Here is a 19,899-nt window from a genome sequence, read left to right on the forward strand (position 1 = left end):
TTCCGTTTTTGGGGGAATTCCGCCGTGACAGGATCGTGATAAAAGGCCGGGCCGTGATAAAAATCAGGCAGCCGCGTCATTCAGATGGCAGGCGGACAGGCGGCCCGGCGCAATCTCTTTCAAAGGAGGCACTTCTGTTTTGCAGCGCGCGAAAGCCTTGGGGCAGCGCGGATGGAAATGGCAGCCCGGCGGCGGGTTCAGCGGCGAGGGGATTTCACCCTTCACCGGCATGTAGTCGCGCCGCTCGGCCACCAGCTTGGGGGCCTCCGCCAGTAGCGCCTGGGTATAGGGATGGTTCGGTGCGGCGAACAGCTGTTCGGTCGGCGCACTTTCCACCACGCGGCCCAGATACATGATGACCACGCGGTCGGAGATATGCTCGACGACCGAGAGATTATGGCTGATGAACAGATAGGTCAGGCCCAGCTGCTCGCGCAGGTCCATGAACAGGTTCAGCACCTGGGCCTGGATCGAGACGTCGAGGGCGGCGACTGCCTCGTCGCAGACGATGAACTTGGGCTGCACGGCAAGCGCGCGGGCGATGCCGATGCGCTGGCGCTGGCCGCCGGAGAACTGGTGCGGATAACGGCGGCGATAGCGCGGGTCGAGACCGACCTGCAGCATGATCTTCTCGACATAGGCGCCCATCTCGCTGCGCTTGATCAGGCCATGCGCCACCGGCGCCTCGCCGATGATCTCTTCAACGCGCATGCGCGGATTGAGCGAGGCGTAGGGGTCCTGGAAGATCATCTGGACGCCCAGCTTGTAGGCGCGCTGTTCTTCCACGCTGCGGTCGGCCACAACCTTGCCGCGATAGTTGATGGTGCCCTCGGTGGCGTCCAGGATGCCGGCGACGATGCGACCGAGTGTGGACTTGCCGCAGCCGCTTTCCCCCACCAGACCGACCACTTCGCCTTCCTGGATGGACAGGTCGACATGGTTCACCGCATGGACGGCGCGCTCCTTCATGCCGGCGCCGAACAGGTTGGCGATCTTGGCGGCAATATCCAGGCGCCAGACGAAGCGCTTGGAGACGGCTTTCAGTTCGAGAATGGGGATGGTGGTGCTCACGACACGGCCTCCGCCGGCGACAGCGGCTTGGCTTCGAAGGGATGGTGGCAGCGGGCGCTGTGCTGCGGATGCAGTTCGGTCAGATCGGGCATGGTGTCGCAGAGGGCATCGGCGCGACTGCAGCGGGCCTTGAAGCGGCAGCCCGGCGGCAGGTTGAGCGGCGCGGGCGCCATGCCCGGAATCTGGAACAGGCGTTTGCCGCGCGGCATGGCCCCGGGCACCGAGCCGATCAGGCCGCGGGTATAGGGATGCTGCGGACGTTCGATCACCGTGGCGATCGGGCCGGTCTCAACGATCTTGCCGGCATACATGACCATGATGCGGTCGGCTAGGCCGGCCACGACCGAGAGATCGTGGGTGATCCAGACCAGGGCGGTGCCGGTATCGCGGCAGAGCTTGCGCATCTCGTACAGAATCTGGCCCTGGATGGTGACGTCCAGCGCCGTGGTCGGCTCGTCGGCAATGATCAGGTCAGGCTTGTGCAGCAGCGCCGTGGCGATGGCAATGCGCTGGCGCATGCCGCCCGAGAACTGGTGCGGATAGGACTTCAGGCGATCTTCCGGCGCGGCGATGCCGACGGCCTGCAGCGCCTCGATGCAGCGGGCACGGGCGGCCTTGTCGCTGACCTTTTCGTGCGCCTGCACGGTTTCGATCATCTGGGTATCGACGCGCAGAACCGGATTCAGCGTCATCATCGGATCCTGGAAGATCATCGCGATGCGCGCGCCGCGCAGGTCGCGCAGGCGTTCCGGACCGGCGGTGGTCAGCTCTTCGCCCTTGAACTTAATGCTGCCGGCAGCGATGCGGCCGGGCTGGTCGATCAGACCGAGGATCGAGAAGCCGGTGATCGACTTGCCGGAACCGGACTCACCCACCAGGCCAAGGATTTCACCAGCCTCAACCGAGAAGCTGACGCCGTCGACCGCGCGGACGATGCCGTCGCGGCTCGGGAACTGGGTTTCGAGATTTTCGACCTGGAGCGTGGCGGTCATGGACTGGATCAGCGCTTGAGGCGGGGGTTGAGTACGTCGCGCAGCTGGTCACCGACCAGATTGATCGCGATGATGACCAGCGTGAGCACCACGCCGGGGAACAGCGAAATCCAGTAGACGCCGCTGAGCAGGTAGTCGAAGCCGTTCGAGATCAGCATGCCGAGCGAGGGCTCGGTCACCGGCACGCCCAGGCCGAGGAAGCTGAGGGTTGCTTCCAGCGTGATGGCGCGGGCGATGTTGATGGTGGCGATGACGATCAGCGGCGGCATGCAGTTAGGCAGCAGGTGCTTGAGCAGCATGCGGGTGCGGCTCAGCCCCAGGCAGCGCGCCGCCTCGACATATTCCTTGTTGCGTTCGACCAGGGCGGCGCCATGGGCGGCGCGGGCGAAATAGGCCCACTGCACGGCGATCAGCGCGATGATCACCTTGTCGACGCCGTTGCCCAGGACGGCAAGCAGGATCAGCGCGATCAGGATGGCGGGAAAGGACAGCTGGATGTCGACGATGCGCATGATCAGGGCATCGATCTTGCCGCCGCTATAGGCGGCCAGCATGCCGGCGACGGCGCCGATGGCCAGCGCCACCACCACCGACACCACGCCGACGATCAGGCTGATGCGCAGGCCGTAGAGCATGGCGCTGAGCATGTCGCGGCCCTGGCCATCGCTGCCCAGGATGAAGGTGAAGCCATCGCCCGACTTCTCGCCCGGCGGCTGGCGCGCATCCATGATGTCGAGGATGGCGAGGTCATAGGGATTCTGCGGCGAGATCAGCGGCGCGATCAACGCGGCAAGCAGGAACAGCGCCAGCATGACGAGGCCGAAGACGGCCAGCTTGTTCTCGGCGAAATCGGCGACGACACGCTTCCAGGGCGCCTCGGTCTTGGCCAGAGGCGCGCCGGTCGTGGCGGTGGCTGCGGCGGGAGCCTGGCTCATTTCACCTCTCCCAGCCGTACGCGCGGATCCAGCACGGAATAGAGGATGTCGACGATCAGGCTGATCATCACCAGCAGGAAGACGACGACGATCAGGTAGGCCACCACCACCGGGCGGTCGAGATGCACGATGGAATCGATCAGCAGCTTGCCGGTGCCGGGCCAGGAGAAGATCGTCTCGGTGATGACGGCAAAGCCGATTAGGCTGCCGAGCTCCAGGCCGGTCACGGTGACGATCGGCACCATGATGTTCTTCAGGATGTGCACGCCGATGACGCGACGCTCATTCAGGCCCTTGGCGCGCGCGAACTTCACATAGTCCATCAGCATCACCTCGCGCGCGGTGGCGCGGGCAAGGCGGATGATCAGCGCGCATTTCGACAGGCCGAGCGTCAGCGCCGGCAGCGCCAGGTATTTCCAGCCGGCCAGCGTCAGGAAGCTGACGTGGATGCCGAGCACTTCCACGGTGGGGCCGCGGCCTGAAGCCGGCAGCCAGCCGAACTGCACGGCGAAGACCATGATCAGCATCAGGCCGACCCAGAAGTTCGGCAGCGAGAAGCCCAGCACCGAACCGGCCATGATGGCGCGCGCGGTGACGGTCTGGTGGCGCAGGCCTGCGTAAAGCCCGAGCGGCACGCCGATGACGACCGAGAGGAAGGTGGCGATCAGGGCGAGTTCAAGCGTCGCCGGCAGGCGCTCGAGGATCAGGTTGATCGCGGGCTGGCCGAAGACGAAGGACTTGCCGAATTCCCCCTTCAACGCCGACAAGACGAAGGCGAGATACTGTTCCCAGACGGGACGGTCGAGGCCGAGCGCACGCGCGATCGCTTCCTTGTCGAGCTCGGTGGCTTCCGGGCTGACGAGAATGGCGAGCGGGTCGCCGATCATGTAGATGCCGATGAAGACCAGCACCGACATCACGGCCATGACGAGGGCCGCCTGCATCAGTCGTCTGATGATAAAGACCAACATGAGTTAGAGACGCCCCGAAACCCTGTTCTGCCGGTGCCAATTCATGGTCGTTGTTCCGGCTTCTCCTGACGTCAGCCTATACCGGAATCCCGTTGCAGTGCCTAGGCTTTCGTGAATGAACCGATAACGCCACGGCATGCCTTGGTGTGGGCGATCCGCTCGGCAGGCGTGCAGAGGCTGCGCGCTACGTAATCAGAAAGATGATCGCACCGCCGCTCGAACCATTGCGGGGGATTGGTTTGAATGCGGCATCCCTCTGTTCAGAAGGATTCGCAGGCTCGTACCAACGGTCTCGTGCGGCTGATGTGAAAAAGGCTCTGGCGGATGCCAGAGCCTTTGATCTCACTCTTCGCTGGTGCCGGTAGCTGGCGGCGCCGCGGGCGCCGCTTCAGTGCGGGCCTTGGCCCGGGCTTCGCGCGCGTCGCGCTTTTCCTTGTTGTCGCGGCGCTTGGCCGCGAGTATCAGCACGCGGTCGAGTTCGGTCTGGCTGCAGATGCCGAGATAGACCGGATCGCGCGGCTTGATGTTGGCGTAGTTCGGATGCGTGTGGTTCTTCACGCGATCAATCGTCGCCTTGGTGGTGCCGAGCAGCTTCTGGATCTGCGCAGTCGGCACTTCCGGATGATACTTGAGCAGCCAGGCGATGGCGTCCGGGCGATCCTGACGCTTGGAGACCGGGGTGTATTTCGCACCCTTGGTCTTCTGGCGCATCAGCGGCACACTCGGCGCCAGCAGGCGCAGGTCGGCAGAAGCATCGGTTTCGCAACGCTCGATCTCGCCCGGGGCGAGCTGGCCGTTGGCGACCGGGTCGAGGCCGACGATGCCGACTGCCACTTCGCCGTCGGCAATGCCCTTCACTTCCAGCGGATGCAGGCCGCAGAAGCGGCCGATCTGGTCGAAGGTCAGCTTCGTGTTGTCGATCAGCCACACGGCAGTGGCTTTCGGCATCAACGGCAACGCCATGGGTAAATCCTCATTGGTCCGGGCGGTCGGGCCCGATCAGAAACGTAAGGGGCGACCCCACCCGCGGGGCTTTGTAAGAAATCGCGCGACAATATAGTGCATCGGCCTGTCGGTGCAACCGCCCGATACTGGCTAAGCCATTGTTTTTAATTCAAATCGTTAGCAAAACTTTGCCCACATGGTCGCCATGGTCGATCCGGGCATGGGCCTGGGCGGCCTGATCCAGAGGGAAGCGGCTGTCGATGATGGCCTTCAACCGGCCATCGGCGAAGGCGGGCCAGACCTTCTCTTCCAGCGCCCTGGCGATGGTGCCCTTGAAGGCCGCCGGCCGGGGCCGAAGCGTCGAACCGGTGACGGTCAGGCGCTTGCGCATCAGCAGGCTCAGGTCGCCCTCGCCCTTGGGGCCGCCCTGTACGGCGATGATGACCAGTCGGCCTTCCTCGGCCAGGCTCTTGATGTTGGGTGCGAAATACTTGCCGCCAACCATGTCGAGGATGACGTCGACGCCCTTGCCATCGGTGAGTTCGCCGATGCGTGCGGCGAAATCCTCGGTCTTGTAGTTGATCGCCTTCTCGGCACCGATACTTTCGCAGAAGCGGCATTTCTCGTCGGTGCCGGCAGTGGCGAAGATGCGTTTCGCCCCAAGCAATTTGGCGAGCTGGATTGCCGCAACGCCGATGCCCGATGCGCCGCCGTGAATGAGAATGCTTTCGCCGGTCTTCAGCTGGCCGCGATCGGCGATATTGGTCCACACGGTGAACCAGTTCTCCGGCAGCGCTGCAGCTTCGGCCATGTCGAGGCCCTTGGGTACCGGCAGGCATTGTTCGGCCGGTGCGATGCAGTAGGTGGCGTAGCCGCCGCCGGCAACCAGCGCGCAGACCTGGTCACCCAGCTTCCATCTTTGAACGCCGCTGCCCACAGCAACGATCTCGCCCGCCACTTCCAGGCCCGGAAAATCCGGTGCGCCAGGCGGCGGCGGATACATGCCCGAACGCTGCAGCACATCGGGACGGTTCACACCGGCCGCGGCGACTTTGATCAGCACCTCACCAGCCGCGGGCTGGGGCAGCGGGCGCTGTCCGGGTTTCAGAACCTCGGGTCCGCCCGGCTGGCTGATCTCGATCACGGTCATCTGCTGCGGCAACATGGTGCTTTCTCCGTATGGCGATCTTTGATCTAACCGTCTGCCGGTGGTCCGGCAAGGCGGCAGGTTTCGCTTTATTGTGACTTTGCCGGCCGATTAGGATGGACCGGTACAGACGGGAGGACGGCATGGACTGGGATGAAGCACAATCGCGTAAACCGGCGCCGCCCAAATTCGACGTCATGTCGATCGAGGATCTCGAAAGCCGCATTGCCGATCTGGAAGCCGAGATCGTCACCATCCGCGGTGTGATCAAGCAGAAGCAGGCGGCGCGCGGCACCGCCGCCACTTTTTTCAAGAAGTAGGCGTTTCCGGCGCGCGGATATGCGCCGGCGCCAGGTCGCTGCTGGACGCATCGGCCCAGCGCAGGGCGACATGGCAGGTCGTCACACCCGGCTCGGCTTGGCTCTGCAGCACGATGAACTGCCCGCCGGCTGCTTTCGCCACCGCGCGGTCGTATTCCATCATCCGCCAGCAGGCCGATGTCTGCCTGCTGCCGCGCAGCGGGCAGGGTGTTTCGATGCGGGCATAGACGGTATCCGGCGTGACAGCGTCGACCGGCACCTGCTTGGCTGTGGGAAAGCCACGCTGCCAGGCCAGCCCCAGTCCGGCCAGATCGCTGGCCAGTCCGATCCGCTTGCTCCGGACGACCCGGGCGACGGGCCAGGCCGGCCGAAATCGTCAGCATGACGGCCATGCCCCGCCGGATCAGGATTTTCTGAAAGGGGTTCATTATATTTGACATATGACATTATTTGTCATATGTCAAAGCTGATCAGCGTGCGCGGACAGTTCTCATGATCATGTCGACCGCCGCTGCAGCCCGGTCCCGCCATACATTTTTATCCAGCTGGGCGGCCAGACGGAGGTCATGGAAGCGGCTCATCAGGTCGTCGATGGCCACGGCCAGTTTCTCGGCCGGCTCGCCCCGGAAGGCGCCCGCCATGCTGCCCTCGGCCAGCAGGCCGGTCAGGTGACGGCGGATGTGATTGCGATGTTGCAGCAAGATCGCGCCCAGGTTCTGCACCACCTCGTCCAGCACTTCGACCAGGCAGGGATCGCTCAAATATCGCCGCGTGCATTCGGCATCGGCAAGCAGAAAGGCCTGTAACCGTGCGGCCGGACTGCGTCCGTGGTCGCGTGCGATTTCAGCCAGCCGGGTCTCGTCCTCGGCCAGCCAGCGGGTGGCCAGCGCGGCCACGATGGCGCGTTTGTTGGGGTAATAGCGATAGACCGCGGTGCGGGCGATGCCGCCTTCGGCGGCGATGTCCTCGATACGGGTCCGCTTGCTGCCCAGGCGCCGGAAACAGGTCAGGGCGGCATCCAGCAGCCGGTCCTGCACGGGACCCGACAGGCCTTCGGGGGCTTCATCGGGCGAGGGGTGTGACACGGCGGCCGGATTTGTCATGGGCCGACCATACAGGAAGCGCCCCACTTCACGAAATCTTAAGTGGGCCCGGCCATACTGACCTCACTGAGATTTAGTTCGGTCATAGTTTCCTCCCTGTTGTTGATGACTTTGCAGGCCGCCGGCCCGTCCGGCGGCCTCTTTTTTATGTCTGCGGCGGTTTCCGGGGGGCTGGCTTGACTTCACTCCGGCACGCATGGATTAAGGACCCGGACAGATAACAATCCCGGGAGGCCGCCATGCTGGAAGCGAAATTCCTGCGGTTCGATACGCTCAGCCTGCATGCGGGCCAGCAGCCTGACCCGGTGACCGGCGCACGTGCGGTGCCGATCTACCAGACCACGTCCTATGTTTTCCGCGATGCCGACCATGCGGCGGCGCTGTTCAACCTTGAACGCGGCGGCCATATCTATTCGCGCATCTCCAATCCCACGGTCGCGGTACTGGAAGAGCGTCTCGCTGCCCTTGAAGGCGGCGTCGGTGCTGTCTGCACCAGCTCGGGCCAGGCGGCATTGCACCTCGCCATCGCAACACTGATGGGACAAGGCGGCCATATCGTGGCCTCGCGCAACATCTATGGCGGCAGCTACAACATTCTCGTGCATACGCTGCCGCGTTTCGGCATCACCACCACTTTCGTCGATCCGCGCGACCATGCGGCGTGGAAGGCGGCGATCAAGCCGGAGACACGGCTGGTGTTCGGCGAGATTCTCGGCAATCCCGGCCTCGAAGTGCTGGACGTGCCGGCCGTGGCCAAGATCGCGCATGACGCGGGCCTACCGCTGATGCTCGATTGCACTTTCGCCACACCGTATCTGTTCAAGGGCTTTGAGCATGGCGCCGATCTGGTCATGCATTCGGCCACCAAGTTCCTCGGCGGTCATGGCGTCGCCATCGGCGGCGCGCTGATTGATTCCGGCCGCTTCGACTGGGAGGCATCTGGCAAGTTCCCGACGCTGACCGAGCCTTATGCGGGCTATCATGGCCTCGACTTCGCGGAAGAATTCGGCCCGGCTGCTTTCATCATGCGGGCGCGCGCCGAAGGTTTACGCGATTTCGGTGCCTGCATGTCGCCGACCAATGCCTTCCATCTGCTGCAGGGCGTCGAGACGCTCCCCTTGCGCATGGCGCGCCATGTCGAGAACAGCCGCAAGGTGGTGGCCTTCCTGAAAAGTCATCCAGCTGTCGCCTGGGTGTCGTATCCCGAACTGAACGAGCATCCCGATCATGCGCTGGCGAAAGAACTGCTGCCCAACGGTTGCGGCGCGGTCTTCTCGTTTGGCGTGAAGGGCGGGCGCGAAGCTGGTCGCGTGCTGATCGAAGCGCTGCAGGTCTTTTCGCATCTGGCCAATGTCGGCGACGCCAAGTCGCTGGTGATCCATCCGGCCAGCACCACGCATCAGCAGATGAGTGCATCTGAGTTGAAAGCCGCCGGCATCGGTGAAGAACTGGTGCGTCTGTCGGTCGGCCTGGAAGACAGCCAGGACCTGATCGACGATCTGAACCAGGCGCTGCGCGCGGCCCAGAAGTCCGCGAAAGCGGCGGCGGAATAAGAGCGGAGACGAAGTCGATGTGGTTTGATGTAGCGGGCAAGAAGGTCTTCGCCGCCACCGGTGGCAAGGATTTCGACAAGACCAAGCCCACCGTTGTCTTCATGCATGGCAATGCCTGCGACCATACGGTCTGGGCGCTACAGACTCGCTGGTTTGCCTATCACGGTTATGGCGTGCTGGCGGTCGATCTGCCGGGCAATGGCCGATCCGAAGGTGCGATGCCCGACAATGTCGGCGCCTTTGCCGACTGGGTGCCGCAGCTGCTGGATGCAGCCGGTGTGCAGCAGGCGTCGCTGGTGGGACATTCGATGGGCGCGCTGATTGCCCTGGAAGCCGCGGCGCGGCATCCATCGCGCGTCAGCAGGATTTCGCTGCTGGGCTTTGGCTATCCGATGGTGGTCAATCCCGAGCTGCAGGCGCTGGCCGATCAGGGCGCGTATACCGCGGTTGAGCTGATGAATGACTGGATGATCGCCAAGCGCAACCAGATTGGCGGCAACAAGGTGCCCGGCTCCTATCTGCTGACCAGCAGTATCCGTTTGATCGACGGCGCGCCGCGCAGCGTGCTGGCGCAGGGCTTCCGCGTCTGCAACGGCTATGACAATGGCAAGCAGGCGGTGGCCGCAGTTGCCATGCCGGCCCAGATCATCGCCGGCGAGCGCGACCAGATGACGCCGCTGCGCGCTGCACGCGGCTGGGTGAAGGAATTCAAGAATGGCCGCATCGACGTGCTGCCGGGCTGCGGTCATCTGATGATGGGCGAACGTCCCGATGAAACACTGGATGCCCTGAAAAGCTTTATTGCCGGTTGAGTGAATGACAAAGACAGCCAAGACTGAACCCGTACAGCGCCTGTATCTGATCACTCCGCCAGTGATCGAGCCCAAGGTCTTTGCCGAGGACCTGAAGAAGGCATTGGATGCCGGCGATGTCGCCTGCCTGCAGCTGCGGCTGAAGGAAGGCGAGCAGACGGCTGGCGATCATGCCTTCCGTCATGCCACCGAAGCGCTGTTGCCTGTCTGTCATCAATACGATGTCGCCTTGCTCATCAATGATCGTCCCGATCTGGCGATCAAGCTGGGCGCCGATGGCGTGCATATCGGGCAGGAAGACGCGCCTTATGAGGAGGCGCGCCGCATTCTCGGGCCGGATCGCATCGTCGGCGTCACCTGTCATGATTCGCGCCATCTGGCGATGGAGGCCGGCGAGGCCGGCGCCGATTACGTGGCCTTCGGGGCCTTCTTCGTCACCGAGACCAAGCAACCCAAGACTCGGGCCGAGCTCGAACTGCTGGAATGGTGGTCTGGCCTGTTTGAAATCCCCTGTGTGGCCATCGGCGGCATCACGGTGGAGAACTGCGCGCCGTTAATCGAGGCCGGGGCCGACTTCCTGGCGGTTTCGGCCGGTGTCTGGCGCCATCCCAATGGCCCGGCGGCGGCAGTGAAAGCCTTCAATGGAGCGATTGCCAAGCACGGGAACCGCTGATAGGTTCCGCGCCTTTCCGAAAGAGCTTTTCCCATGGCCCTGCGATCCGCCCTGATCAATGCGATGGCGAACGCCGCGCGTAAAGCGCAGCGCAGCCTCACCCGCGATTTCAATGAAGTCGAGCACCTGCAGGTCTCGAAGAAGGGTCCGGCTGACTTCGTATCCGCCGCCGACCGCAAGGCCGAGAAGATCCTGCAGCAGGAACTGGCCAAGGCGCGGCCGGAATTCGGCTTCGTCATGGAAGAGGGCGGCCGGATCGAGGCCAAGGATGGCAAAAGCTTCTGGATCATCGATCCACTCGATGGCACGACGAATTTCCTGCACGGCATTCCGCATTTTGCCATCTCCATCGGTGTGCAGCGTGAGGATGAACTGGTCGCCGGCATCGTACTCGACGTCGTGCGCGACGAACTCTTCTGGGCCGAGAAGGGCGCTGGCGCCTATGTGAACGAGCGCCGCATCCGCGTGTCGGCCCGTCGCAAACTGCCTGAGGCCGTATTCGGCACCGGCATTCCCTTCCATGGCAAGCCGGGCCATGAGCCCTTCCTGAAGGAAGTGGGTACCGTGATGGCCGAGGTTGCCGGCATCCGTCGCATGGGTGCGGCGGCGCTGGACCTTGCCTATGTGGCCGCCGGTCGCTTCGACGGTTTCTGGGAAACCGGCCTGCAGCCCTGGGACATCGCGGCGGGCATCGTGCTGGTGCGCGAAGCCGGTGGCACCGTCACCGATTTCGCCGGTGGCGAGAAGATGCTGGAGACTGGTCGGATCATTGCTGCGAACGATGTCCTGCATGGCCCGCTCAGCAAGCTGATCAAGGCCTGATCGGGCCTGTCGTCCGGACCATTCCCAAACCTGTGAAATACCCTTCCGGGGTGTACTGCCGGGTTGTCGGACTCGCTCGCCTCCGCTATCGTTCCCGCCATCTCTGGGGTTAGGGGGAATAATCCGATGGCCGCCAAGCCGGTTCCGCTTTCGCTTGCTGCCGTCTCGCTGGCTTTCACGCTGGCTGTGCCTGTTCAGGCGCAGACCGTGATCGGCAGCGGTAACGTCCAAATCAATCTTCAGGCGCTTGATCAGCTTGGCCGCGGCCGCGGCAACGCTGTGCCTGCAACGCCGCTGCTGGGCGCGACAGGTGCCCGTGGCGCCGCTGCTGCGACACCGGCTCGCCGTCTGCCGGCCGAACCGGCAGGCCCTCAGCCGCTGATCGGCGAAACCGGTCGTCAGCAGGTCGTAGCGGCCAAGCCGCGCAAGGCACCGGCCCGTCAGGCTGTGGCCACGGCCGCCGCGCCGGCTCCCGCTGCAGCACCGACGCCTTCGCCCGCTCCTGTTCCCGCGCCTGCAATGCCGCAGGCGACCGTGCCCGGCGGCCCGATGCCGGTGATGCCGGCCCCGCAGGCTGCTGCGCCCGCTCCTGAGCCGGTGCCTACACCGGCTCCCGCGCCTGCACCGCAGGCTGCGGCTCCTGCGCCTGCTCCGGCTCCGGCCGTGCCGCCGCCGGTTGCTGCTGCGCCGCCGGCGCCTGCACCAGCGCCCGCACCTGTACCGACTCCCGCGCCGGCTCCGCAGCAGATGGCGGCCGCGCCGGTTGCCCCGCGCCCGGCGCCTGCACCCGGCGTCCAGGGCGGCGTCACTACCATTGCCTTCGCGTCCGGTCAGGGCGACCTGCCCGGCAACCTGTCGGCGCTCGATGCGCTGGCCCAACAGTATGTCGCCGGCGAAGACCGGCTGCAGATTCGCGCCTATGCGGCCAACAGTGCCGGCGATGGCGGCAGCGGCGCGCGTCGCCTGTCGCTCACCCGCGCGCTGGCCGTCCGTCAGTATCTGATCGACAAGGGAATTCGCTCCACCCGCATCGATGTCCGTGCCCTGGGTGCACCCAGCGACGGCTCGCCTGACCGGGTCGAAGTCTCTTCGGTCGGCCGCTAAGCTGTCCTGAAAACCGGTTTCGTCACCATCCTGCGGTTGATCCCGCTATTCGGCCTGGGCGATCATGGCCGGACAGGGTTTTGATTCGCGGCGAACAGCCGATTTCTGTGCTGCACGCCGTGAAAATGCCGTATTCCATCGATACGGCAAATGCGGAAGGGTGATTGCATGACCAAGCCGGGCCGTTTCCTGTTTCGCATGATGCTGTTCCTCGTCGCTGTGGGCGTCGTGATCGCACTGCTGCACAACACATTGCTGCGTGCCTTCATGGCCAATCTGGCGCTGAACAGCCTGATCGTTTTCGTGCTGGTGGTTGGCATTCTCTATTCCTTCCGCCAGGTCTGGATCATCGGCCAGGAAGCCAGCTGGGTCGAAGCCTGGCAGCAGGCGCAGCGTGGCACCGGCGCAGGCAAGATCGGAGAGCCGTCCAGCCTGCTGGCCCCGTTGTCGCGTATGCTGGCCAATCGCGGGCCGCGGAGTTCCGTATCGGCGGCAGCGACACGCGCGCTGCTGGATTCTGTGGGCTCACGCCTAGATGAGTCGCGCGATATCTCGCGTTACTTCATCGGCCTGATGGTGTTTCTCGGTCTGCTTGGCACTTTCTGGGGCCTGCTCGAAACCATCAACGGCGTCAGCGACACCATCAACGGCCTCTCGCTCAATGCCAGCGAAGACATCAACGTGATGTTCAGCAAGCTGAAGGGCGGCCTGGAAGCACCGCTGACCGGCATGGGCCTGGCTTTCTCGGCTTCCATGCTGGGGCTGGCCGGTTCGCTGGTGCTGGGCTTCCTCGATCTGCAGGCCGGTCAGGCGCAGAACCGTTTCTACAACGATCTGGAAGAATGGCTAGCCGGCTTCACCCGCGTCGGCGGTGGCGCGGTGATGGAAGGCGACCAGTCGGTGCCAGCCTATGTGCAGGCGTTGCTGGAACAGACGGCCGACAGTCTCGACAACCTTCAACGTACAATGGCTCGCTCGGAAGATAATCGCGGCCAGAGCGGCGCGGCACTGATGCAGCTGAATGAAAAGCTCAGTCTGCTTACCGAGCAGATGCGGGCTGAACAGGGTCTGCTGCTGAAACTGACCGAACACCAGATCGAGATGAAGCCGATCATGGCCAAGCTGGCGCAGGGCACCGAAAGCGGCGGCTTCGATTCTGCCAGCCGCGGCCACCTGCGTAATATCGACATCCTGTTGAGCCGCCTGCTGGATGATGCGGCGCAGGGCCGCGCCAAGCTGGTCGACGAGATGCGTTCGGAGATCAAGCTGCTGTCGCGCACCATCGCCGCTTCCGCCGACACCCAGCGCCGGAGCTGATTGAGCCATGGCGCTCAGCCGCAGGCGCAACGATCACCAGAGTGCGGGTCCCTGGCCCGGCTATGTGGATGTCTTGTCTACGCTGCTGATGGTCATCGTCTTCGTGCTGGCGGTGTTCATGCTGGTACAGTTCTTCCTCGCCAACGCGATTTCCGGACGCGACAAGGCCATTGATGGCTTGCGCAGCGAACTGGCCGGGCTGGTCGACCAGTTGTCGCTGGAAAAGCGCAATAACGCGCAGCTGCGGCTCGATTTGTCGGGTTTGCAGGCCACGCTGAGCAGCGCCAATGCCGAGCGCGATCAGCTTGCCGCTGTGCTGGCCGACAGCCAGGCGCGCGCTGATGAAGCCGAGAAGAAGCTGACCGAGCAGCAGCAGATTGTGGTCGATCTGCAGGGCAAGCTGGTGTCGAACACCGGGCAGCTGGAGCAGGAAAAGCGCCTGACCCAGGACGCGCGCAGCCAGGTTGACCTGTTGAATCGCCAGCTGCTGGCCCTGCGTGAGCAGATGGCCCAGATCGAGCGCATCCTGAAGGAAAGCGAAGAGAAGGATAAGAACAACCAGGCGCAGGTCAGCGACCTGGGTCGCCGCCTGAATGCCGCGCTGGCGCGCAAGGTTGATGAACTGACCAATTACCGCTCTGAATTCTTCGGTCGTCTCCGGCAGGCGCTGGGCAACCGGCGTGACGTGCAGATCGTGGGCGATCGCTTCGTTTTCCAGTCAGAGGTGCTGTTCGACTCCGGTGCGGCTGAACTGAAGCCCGAAGGGCGCGAGCAGATTGCCCGGCTGGCCAGGACGCTGATCGACATCAGCGGCAAGATTCCCACCGACCTGCCCTGGGTGTTGCGCGTCGATGGCCATACGGACAAGCAGCCGATCAATACGGCGCAATTCCCTTCCAACTGGGAATTGTCGGCCGCCCGCGCCATTTCGGTGGTGAAGTTCCTCGCCAGCCAGGGCGTGCCAGTCGAGCGGCTGGCTGCGACAGGTTTCGGCGAGTTCCAGCCGCTGGATGCGCGCGAGGACCAGACAGCCTTCCGCCGCAACCGGCGCATCGAGTTGAAGCTGACCGAAAGATAGCCCGATGTTCGAGGAAGCCTTCCTGAAAGTCGGCGAGCGTCTGGGCGCGCTGCAGGCCAAGGCGATTTTCGCACTGGCTGCCGCCATCCTGGCGCTGGCAGTCACGGTGGCCGGCGGTATCTATGTTTGGCTGTCGCCACTGGCGCTGTGCCGCCAGCAGACCACGCAGCTTTATTTCGGCACCCATATCAACGAGAACGGCAATGTTGCCCATGTCGATGTTGATAACTGGAAGGGGTTTGTCGAAAGCGCCATCGTGTCGCGTTTTCCAGGCGGCTTCACCGTGCATGACGGTCATGGCTTCTATCGCTCGACCCGGGACGGCAATACGGTGCGGGAGCCGGCTTATATCCTGACCGTCGCCCACCGCGGCAGCCGCGAGAGCAACGGCCGACTGGATGAAATTGTCCTCGATTACAAAAGCAGGTTCCGTCAGGAAAGCGTGCTGCGCGTCGACCAGTGCAGCGCCTATCGCCTTTAGCCTTCTGTTTCGCGCAGCTGCGCGGCATCCAGCTGGCAATCCAGGATTGTGGGCTGGAAGATGGCGCCGATCAGCAGCCGGCCGTCATGCTGCACGGCTGTGCTGGCGCCTGACAGCAGTGTGCCGGGATCGCCGAAGGCTTGCGCCGTCCGTACAACGCCGCGCGGGTCGCGGCTGAGGCGCAGCACCATGCTGGGGCTCTGCTTCTCGGCACTCATGGCATGGCCGATGAAGGCAAAGGAATTGGGGTGGGCTGCGACCCAGAGATCGCCATTGCCATCACGACGGATATTATCGGCGCCACCGGGCAGGGTAAGGCTGCCGCTGCGCAGCAGCATGCCGCTGCTGGGTTCGCGGGTGAAGGCCAACACCATCCGCCATAGGGTCGAGCCGACCAGCACCGTGCCGCCATCAGCTGTCACCTCGATGCCGTTGGCCATGGCGATGCCGTCGGCCACCACGCGCGCGCCGCGGCCGTCATGGTAGACGATGGTGGAGCGCGCCAACTGCAGCAGATTTTCTGCCGTGTGCATCCAGCCGGGGCCGGCACCGCGGTCGTTGGTCAGATAGAAGGCTTCCGGCCCGGCAGCGGCGATACCGTTGGGATGGACGAACAGGTCACTGGCCACGCTGCCGCGATGCCGCAGCACCGGCGCGGCGCCAGCGGCGACATGCACGGTGAAGATTTCCACCGTGTGTTTGTCGGCGCTACGGTGGTTGATCACCTGCAGGAACAGCTGGCCGTCGGCAGCGGCAAACAGGCTGAGGCCATGCGGATGGAACGGCATGGCGGGCGGCGTGTCGATCTTGATGAATCGTCCTGGCCGGCTGCTCAGATCATAAAGATAGAGCGCACCGGTCGCCGACCGGTCGCGACGGTCCTGGCTTGAGACGATGACGCCGCTGCCACCTGGCAGCATGGCCATGTCCTCCGGCCCTGGCGGCGCATCGACGGCCATACACTGGCCGGCTGTGAAGGCATCGGCGCTGCGGAAGGCGCCGCCGATCCAGATGATGTAACCGATGTAGACGACCAGGCCGGCCAGCGCAAATTTCCACCAGAAGCGCAGCAGGCGGCCGGGCAGCGGTTTCTCGTCGCGGCGTCTACGCGGCATCGGCTGCCCCGCCTGTATCTATTCCGTGCATGAACTGCAGGCGGGCGAGGCGCGCGTAAAGACCATCCTCGGCCATCAGGGTGTCGTGGCGGCCGGCGGCGACAATGCGACCATTATCCATGACAACGATGCGGTCGGCCTTCTGCACGGTGGCGAGGCGATGCGCGATCACCAGTGTGGTGCGGCCCTGCATCAGGCGCTCCAGTGCTGCCTGCACCTTGCGTTCGGACTCGGCATCCAGCGAGGAGGTCGCTTCGTCCAGCAGCAGCACCGGAGGATCGCGCAGCAGGGCGCGTGCGATGGCGATGCGCTGGCGTTGGCCGCCTGAAAGGCGCACGCCGCGTTCGCCCAGATAGGTGTCATAGCCCTGCGGCAGGCCCTGGATGAAACCATGCGCCGCAGCCGCTTCGGCGGCGGCCTGCACTTCGGCGTCGCTGGCTTCGGGCCGGCCGTAGCGGATGTTCTCGGCCACGCTGGCGCCGAAGATCACCGGCTCCTGTGCGACCAGGCCGATATGGCGGCGCAGTGCCACCGGATCGAGCTGGGTGATGTCGATGCCGTCAAAGCGAATCTGGCCTGCATCCGGATCGTAGAAGCGCAGCAGCAGCTGGAACAGCGTGGTCTTGCCAGCGCCGGAAGGCCCGACGATGGCGACGGTTTCGCCGGCATTGATGTCCAGGCTCAGGCCATCCAGCGCCGGTGTCTGCGGCCGCGCTGGATAGTGGAAGCGCACGGCGTCGAATTGCAGTCGGCCCGACGGCAGGGCGGGCAGATGCTGCGGATCGGCGGGTGCCTGGATGCCGGGCTCAGTGGCCAGCAGCTGCATCAGGCGTTCGCCAGCCCCGGCTGCACGCTGCACATCGCCCCAGATTTCTGACAGCGCGCCGACGGAGGACGCACCGATGATGGCATAAAAGACGAAGGCGCTGAGTTCGCCGCCTGACATTTCACCGGCGAACACGGCCTTGCCGCCGATCCACATCACGGCATTCACGGCACCGAAGACCAGCAGCATGACCAGTGCGGTCAGCCAGGCACGCGCCCGGACGCGCCGTGCTGCCGTGTTGAAAGCGGCTTCGGTATTGATCGAGAAGCGGGCGCTTTCACGGGCCTCGTAGGTATAGGCCTGCACGGTGGTGACGGCGTTCAGGGTTTCACCGGCCTGGGCAGAAAGATCAGCGATGCGATCCTGGCTTTCGCGCGACAGCTTGCGCAGGCGGCGGCCGAGAATGACAATCGGCAGGACCACCAGCGGGATCACCAATGCAACCAGCATCGTGAGGCGCGGCGAGGTGATCACCAGCAGGACAGCGCTGCCCAGGAACAGCAGCAGGTTGCGCAGCGCCACCGAGATCGACGAACCGATCAGCGACTGGATCAGTTCGGTATCGGTAGTCAGGCGCGATAGCACCTCGCCGGTGCGGGCCGATTCAAAGAAGGCGGGGCTCAGTTTCAGCACATGGGTGTAGACGGCGCGACGGATGTCGGCGACCACACGTTCGCCCAGCCAGGTCACGCAATAGAAGCGCGCAAAGGTGGCGACCGCGAGGACCGCCACCACACCGAACAGGGCGCCGAAATAAAGATCGAGATAGGTGCCGTTGCCATGGCCGAAACCGACATCGATCACGCGACGGATCGCCTGGCCGATACCCAGCACGGCGCCGGCGGCAACGACGAGGGCGACAACAGCACCCGCGGCCATCCAGCGATAGGGCGCGACGAAACGGAAAACCGGTCCCAGCGCATTCAGGTTGGCGCGCTTCGGGTCAGACGTGGCGGAAGACGGCATCGATTCTGCGCTTTGCTTGAAATACCAGCCGGTTATAGACGCCGCTTCCCCGGGTCACAACGCGACCGCTGCGGCACCGCGCAGGCTTGTGACGGGCTGCAAGCGCATGCACTTGTATGATCCTGATATGATCTTTTAAATTTCCATATATGTTCTATTCTCTGGGGGTCCGTCGGCTCACACAAAAGAGCAATCCATGCCAAGGCTTCTCGTCCTCGCCATTGTCTTCATCTTTGTCGTTGGGTGCGCGCCCAGCGCACCACCGGGTGTCTTGCCTGTCATCGAGGCCAAGCCGGTCGTGCTGGCCAGTGGCGAAACGGTGCAGCCGATGGCAAGCAGCGCAGACATGGGTGGCAATCGCCCCCTGCTTCAGTTGACGCGCATCCAGTTCGATGTGCCGCGCGGCAAGGAAATCGGTCTGGTCAGTGGCTATGGTCAATGCCAAGGCGTTAAGCGCGGGCCGGTCTATCACACTGGTAGCCGGAATCTGGAGCGTCCGCGCGAGTGGCAGGATACTTTTCGCAAGGTGATGTCAGGTCACGGTTACCGCGTACCGAATGAAGCGGGTCGACTGTTCATCGAAACAGAGAACGATGGCGCGGATATTCAGGTCGGCGCCAGCATTACCGATTTTCATCTTGAGAGCCGGCTCAATTGCAACCACATCACCGAGAAGGCGATCGGTCTGCGGCCCAAAGCCAGAATCACCATCGACTGGCAGATTTATGATCCCGTGCGCCGCACGATCATCGGGCAGTGGGAAGGTGAAGGAGTGTACGACTCCGAAATCGTTCTGCCGCTTGATGCCGGATTGCCGATGCAACTGGTGTTTGCCGACGCCTTGAACCGCCTGGCAGCCGATCCGAAATTCCGCGATCTGCTGATGCGGCGTGGCGAAACGCTGGCTGGATCGCGCGGCATGGCGGCGTCGCCCGCACGCCGCGGCTTGTCACGGGAGAAGCTCTTCGATCAGCCTATCGCACAGCGGATCGATTACATCCGCAGTGCGACAGTTCTGATCGAGAACAGCGTCGGGCACGGATCTGGTTTTCTCGTCTCTGCGGATGGCCTGATCGTGACCAACAGCCATGTCGTCGGCGCCGACCGGTTTGTACGGGTGCGGCTGCTATCCGGCCAGACTGTGGCCGGCGAGGTTGTGCAGCGCCATGGCGCGCGCGATGTCGCACTGGTGAAGATCGAGGGTGACCGCCATCCGGCCCTGCCGGTTCGCGAGACGCCGGCCAAGGTGAGTGAAGAGGTCTATGCCATCGGCGCGCCGCAATCCAAACAGCTTGGCTGGACGGTGACGCGGGGTGTGATCAGTGCCTTCCGCCCGGCGCGGCCACCGGCCCAGTTGCACGACCTGATCCAGGCCGATGTGCCGATCCACGGCGGCAACAGTGGCGGTCCGCTGCTCGACCGGCAGGGCAACCTGGTGGGCATCGCCGTGCTGGGCTGGGCCTCCGATGAGGCCAGGCGGAACAGCAGCCTGAACGGCTTTATTCCCATCCTGGACGGGATCGACAAACTCGGACTCGATCTTGTCGATCCGGCCGAGTTTGAGCGGCGCCGGAAGGTCGCGGCCAGCCGATAGGTAAGGCATTGATATTAATACAATTCCTATAACGTCTCGACGGCCCGGTCTTCGGGCTTGCAGGGGGGGCTGGT

The 19,899-nt window shown here is 64.0% G+C and carries 20 protein-coding genes; 10 read left to right on the forward strand and 10 right to left on the reverse strand.

From position 1 onward, the window contains the following. Positions 1-63: 63 nt before the first annotated feature. From AC1RRE_RS06515 to AC1RRE_RS06540, 6 genes are all read right to left on the reverse strand, one after another. Positions 64-1,071, reverse strand: a complete 1,008-nt coding sequence (locus AC1RRE_RS06515; protein ID WP_492980298.1) for an ABC transporter ATP-binding protein — start codon at positions 1,069-1,071, stop codon at positions 64-66. Further along, on the reverse strand, positions 1,068-2,063 hold the full coding sequence (locus AC1RRE_RS06520) for an ABC transporter ATP-binding protein (RefSeq protein WP_492980299.1): 996 nt from the start codon (positions 2,061-2,063) through the stop codon (positions 1,068-1,070). Before AC1RRE_RS06520 ends, AC1RRE_RS06515 begins: the two co-directional genes overlap by 4 nt. An 8-nt stretch (positions 2,064-2,071) precedes the next feature. Continuing rightward, positions 2,072-2,998, reverse strand: coding sequence for an ABC transporter permease (locus tag AC1RRE_RS06525; protein ID WP_492980301.1), 927 nt, complete (start codon positions 2,996-2,998; stop codon positions 2,072-2,074). Beyond that, a complete protein-coding gene (locus AC1RRE_RS06530; protein ID WP_492980302.1) occupies positions 2,995-3,969 on the reverse strand; it encodes an ABC transporter permease in 975 nt (324 codons plus the stop codon). Before AC1RRE_RS06530 ends, AC1RRE_RS06525 begins: the two co-directional genes overlap by 4 nt. 342 nt (positions 3,970-4,311) lie before the next feature. Continuing rightward, complete coding sequence (locus AC1RRE_RS06535) at positions 4,312-4,932, reverse strand: cell cycle transcriptional regulator TrcR (RefSeq protein WP_492980303.1); 621 nt, start codon at positions 4,930-4,932, stop codon at positions 4,312-4,314. A gap of 151 nt (positions 4,933-5,083) precedes the next feature. Further along, a complete protein-coding gene (locus AC1RRE_RS06540) occupies positions 5,084-6,079 on the reverse strand; it encodes an NAD(P)H-quinone oxidoreductase (RefSeq protein WP_492980304.1) in 996 nt (331 codons plus the stop codon). Positions 6,080-6,204: 125 nt separating this feature from the next. Between AC1RRE_RS06540 and AC1RRE_RS06545 the strand changes: the two genes are divergently transcribed. Further along, positions 6,205-6,381, forward strand: a complete 177-nt coding sequence (locus tag AC1RRE_RS06545; RefSeq protein WP_492980305.1) for a DUF1192 family protein — start codon at positions 6,205-6,207, stop codon at positions 6,379-6,381. Here the strand turns inward: AC1RRE_RS06545 and AC1RRE_RS06550 are convergent. Then, positions 6,371-6,640 carry a hypothetical protein gene (locus tag AC1RRE_RS06550; RefSeq protein WP_492980306.1) on the reverse strand — a complete coding sequence of 90 codons (270 nt, stop codon included), beginning with the start codon at positions 6,638-6,640 and terminating at the stop codon, positions 6,371-6,373. The two genes, AC1RRE_RS06545 and AC1RRE_RS06550, sit on opposite strands and share 11 nt — an antisense overlap. 211 nt (positions 6,641-6,851) lie before the next feature. Continuing rightward, on the reverse strand, positions 6,852-7,484 hold the full coding sequence (locus tag AC1RRE_RS06555) for a TetR/AcrR family transcriptional regulator (RefSeq protein ID WP_492980307.1): 633 nt from the start codon (positions 7,482-7,484) through the stop codon (positions 6,852-6,854). 239 nt (positions 7,485-7,723) lie between these two features. On the opposite strand from AC1RRE_RS06555, the gene AC1RRE_RS06560 reads away from it, so the two are divergent. The 8 genes from AC1RRE_RS06560 to AC1RRE_RS06595 all read left to right on the forward strand — a co-directional run bounded on the left by AC1RRE_RS06560 (position 7,724) and on the right by AC1RRE_RS06595 (position 15,324). Further along, the gene (locus tag AC1RRE_RS06560) at positions 7,724-9,037 is read left to right on the forward strand and encodes an O-acetylhomoserine aminocarboxypropyltransferase (protein WP_492980308.1); all 1,314 of its coding nucleotides are present in this window, start codon (positions 7,724-7,726) and stop codon (positions 9,035-9,037) included. A gap of 17 nt (positions 9,038-9,054) precedes the next feature. Then, a complete protein-coding gene (locus AC1RRE_RS06565; RefSeq protein WP_492980309.1) occupies positions 9,055-9,849 on the forward strand; it encodes an alpha/beta fold hydrolase in 795 nt (264 codons plus the stop codon). Between the two features lie 4 nt (positions 9,850-9,853). After that, the gene (gene thiE / locus AC1RRE_RS06570) at positions 9,854-10,522 is read left to right on the forward strand and encodes a thiamine phosphate synthase (RefSeq protein WP_492980310.1); all 669 of its coding nucleotides are present in this window, start codon (positions 9,854-9,856) and stop codon (positions 10,520-10,522) included. Between the two features lie 33 nt (positions 10,523-10,555). Beyond that, entirely contained in the window at positions 10,556-11,344 is a 789-nt protein-coding gene (locus AC1RRE_RS06575) for an inositol monophosphatase family protein (protein ID WP_492980311.1), read from the forward strand. A 126-nt stretch (positions 11,345-11,470) separates the two neighbouring features. After that, positions 11,471-12,448 carry an OmpA family protein gene (locus AC1RRE_RS06580; RefSeq protein ID WP_492980312.1) on the forward strand — a complete coding sequence of 326 codons (978 nt, stop codon included), beginning with the start codon at positions 11,471-11,473 and terminating at the stop codon, positions 12,446-12,448. Positions 12,449-12,616: 168 nt separating this feature from the next. After that, a complete protein-coding gene (locus AC1RRE_RS06585; protein ID WP_492980313.1) occupies positions 12,617-13,765 on the forward strand; it encodes a flagellar motor protein MotA in 1,149 nt (382 codons plus the stop codon). Between the two features lie 7 nt (positions 13,766-13,772). Further along, the gene (locus tag AC1RRE_RS06590; protein ID WP_492980314.1) at positions 13,773-14,843 is read left to right on the forward strand and encodes a peptidoglycan -binding protein; all 1,071 of its coding nucleotides are present in this window, start codon (positions 13,773-13,775) and stop codon (positions 14,841-14,843) included. Between the two features lie 4 nt (positions 14,844-14,847). Next, the gene (locus AC1RRE_RS06595; RefSeq protein ID WP_492980315.1) at positions 14,848-15,324 is read left to right on the forward strand and encodes a DUF3574 domain-containing protein; all 477 of its coding nucleotides are present in this window, start codon (positions 14,848-14,850) and stop codon (positions 15,322-15,324) included. Here the strand turns inward: AC1RRE_RS06595 and AC1RRE_RS06600 are convergent. Both AC1RRE_RS06600 and AC1RRE_RS06605 read right to left on the reverse strand, forming a co-directional pair. Beyond that, positions 15,321-16,439, reverse strand: a complete 1,119-nt coding sequence (locus AC1RRE_RS06600; protein ID WP_492980316.1) for a hypothetical protein — start codon at positions 16,437-16,439, stop codon at positions 15,321-15,323. The two genes, AC1RRE_RS06595 and AC1RRE_RS06600, sit on opposite strands and share 4 nt — an antisense overlap. Further along, complete coding sequence (locus AC1RRE_RS06605) at positions 16,429-18,231, reverse strand: ABC transporter transmembrane domain-containing protein (RefSeq protein ID WP_492980317.1); 1,803 nt, start codon at positions 18,229-18,231, stop codon at positions 16,429-16,431. The genes AC1RRE_RS06600 and AC1RRE_RS06605 overlap by 11 nt, the downstream gene beginning before the upstream one ends. Before the next feature lie 196 nt (positions 18,232-18,427). Here AC1RRE_RS06605 and AC1RRE_RS06610 point away from each other — a divergent pair, with 196 nt between their 5' ends. Continuing rightward, entirely contained in the window at positions 18,428-19,825 is a 1,398-nt protein-coding gene (locus tag AC1RRE_RS06610) for a S1C family serine protease (protein WP_492980318.1), read from the forward strand. Positions 19,826-19,899 lie beyond the last annotated feature (74 nt).

The organism is Ferrovibrio sp. GW821-FHT12D07 (assembly GCF_058807275.1).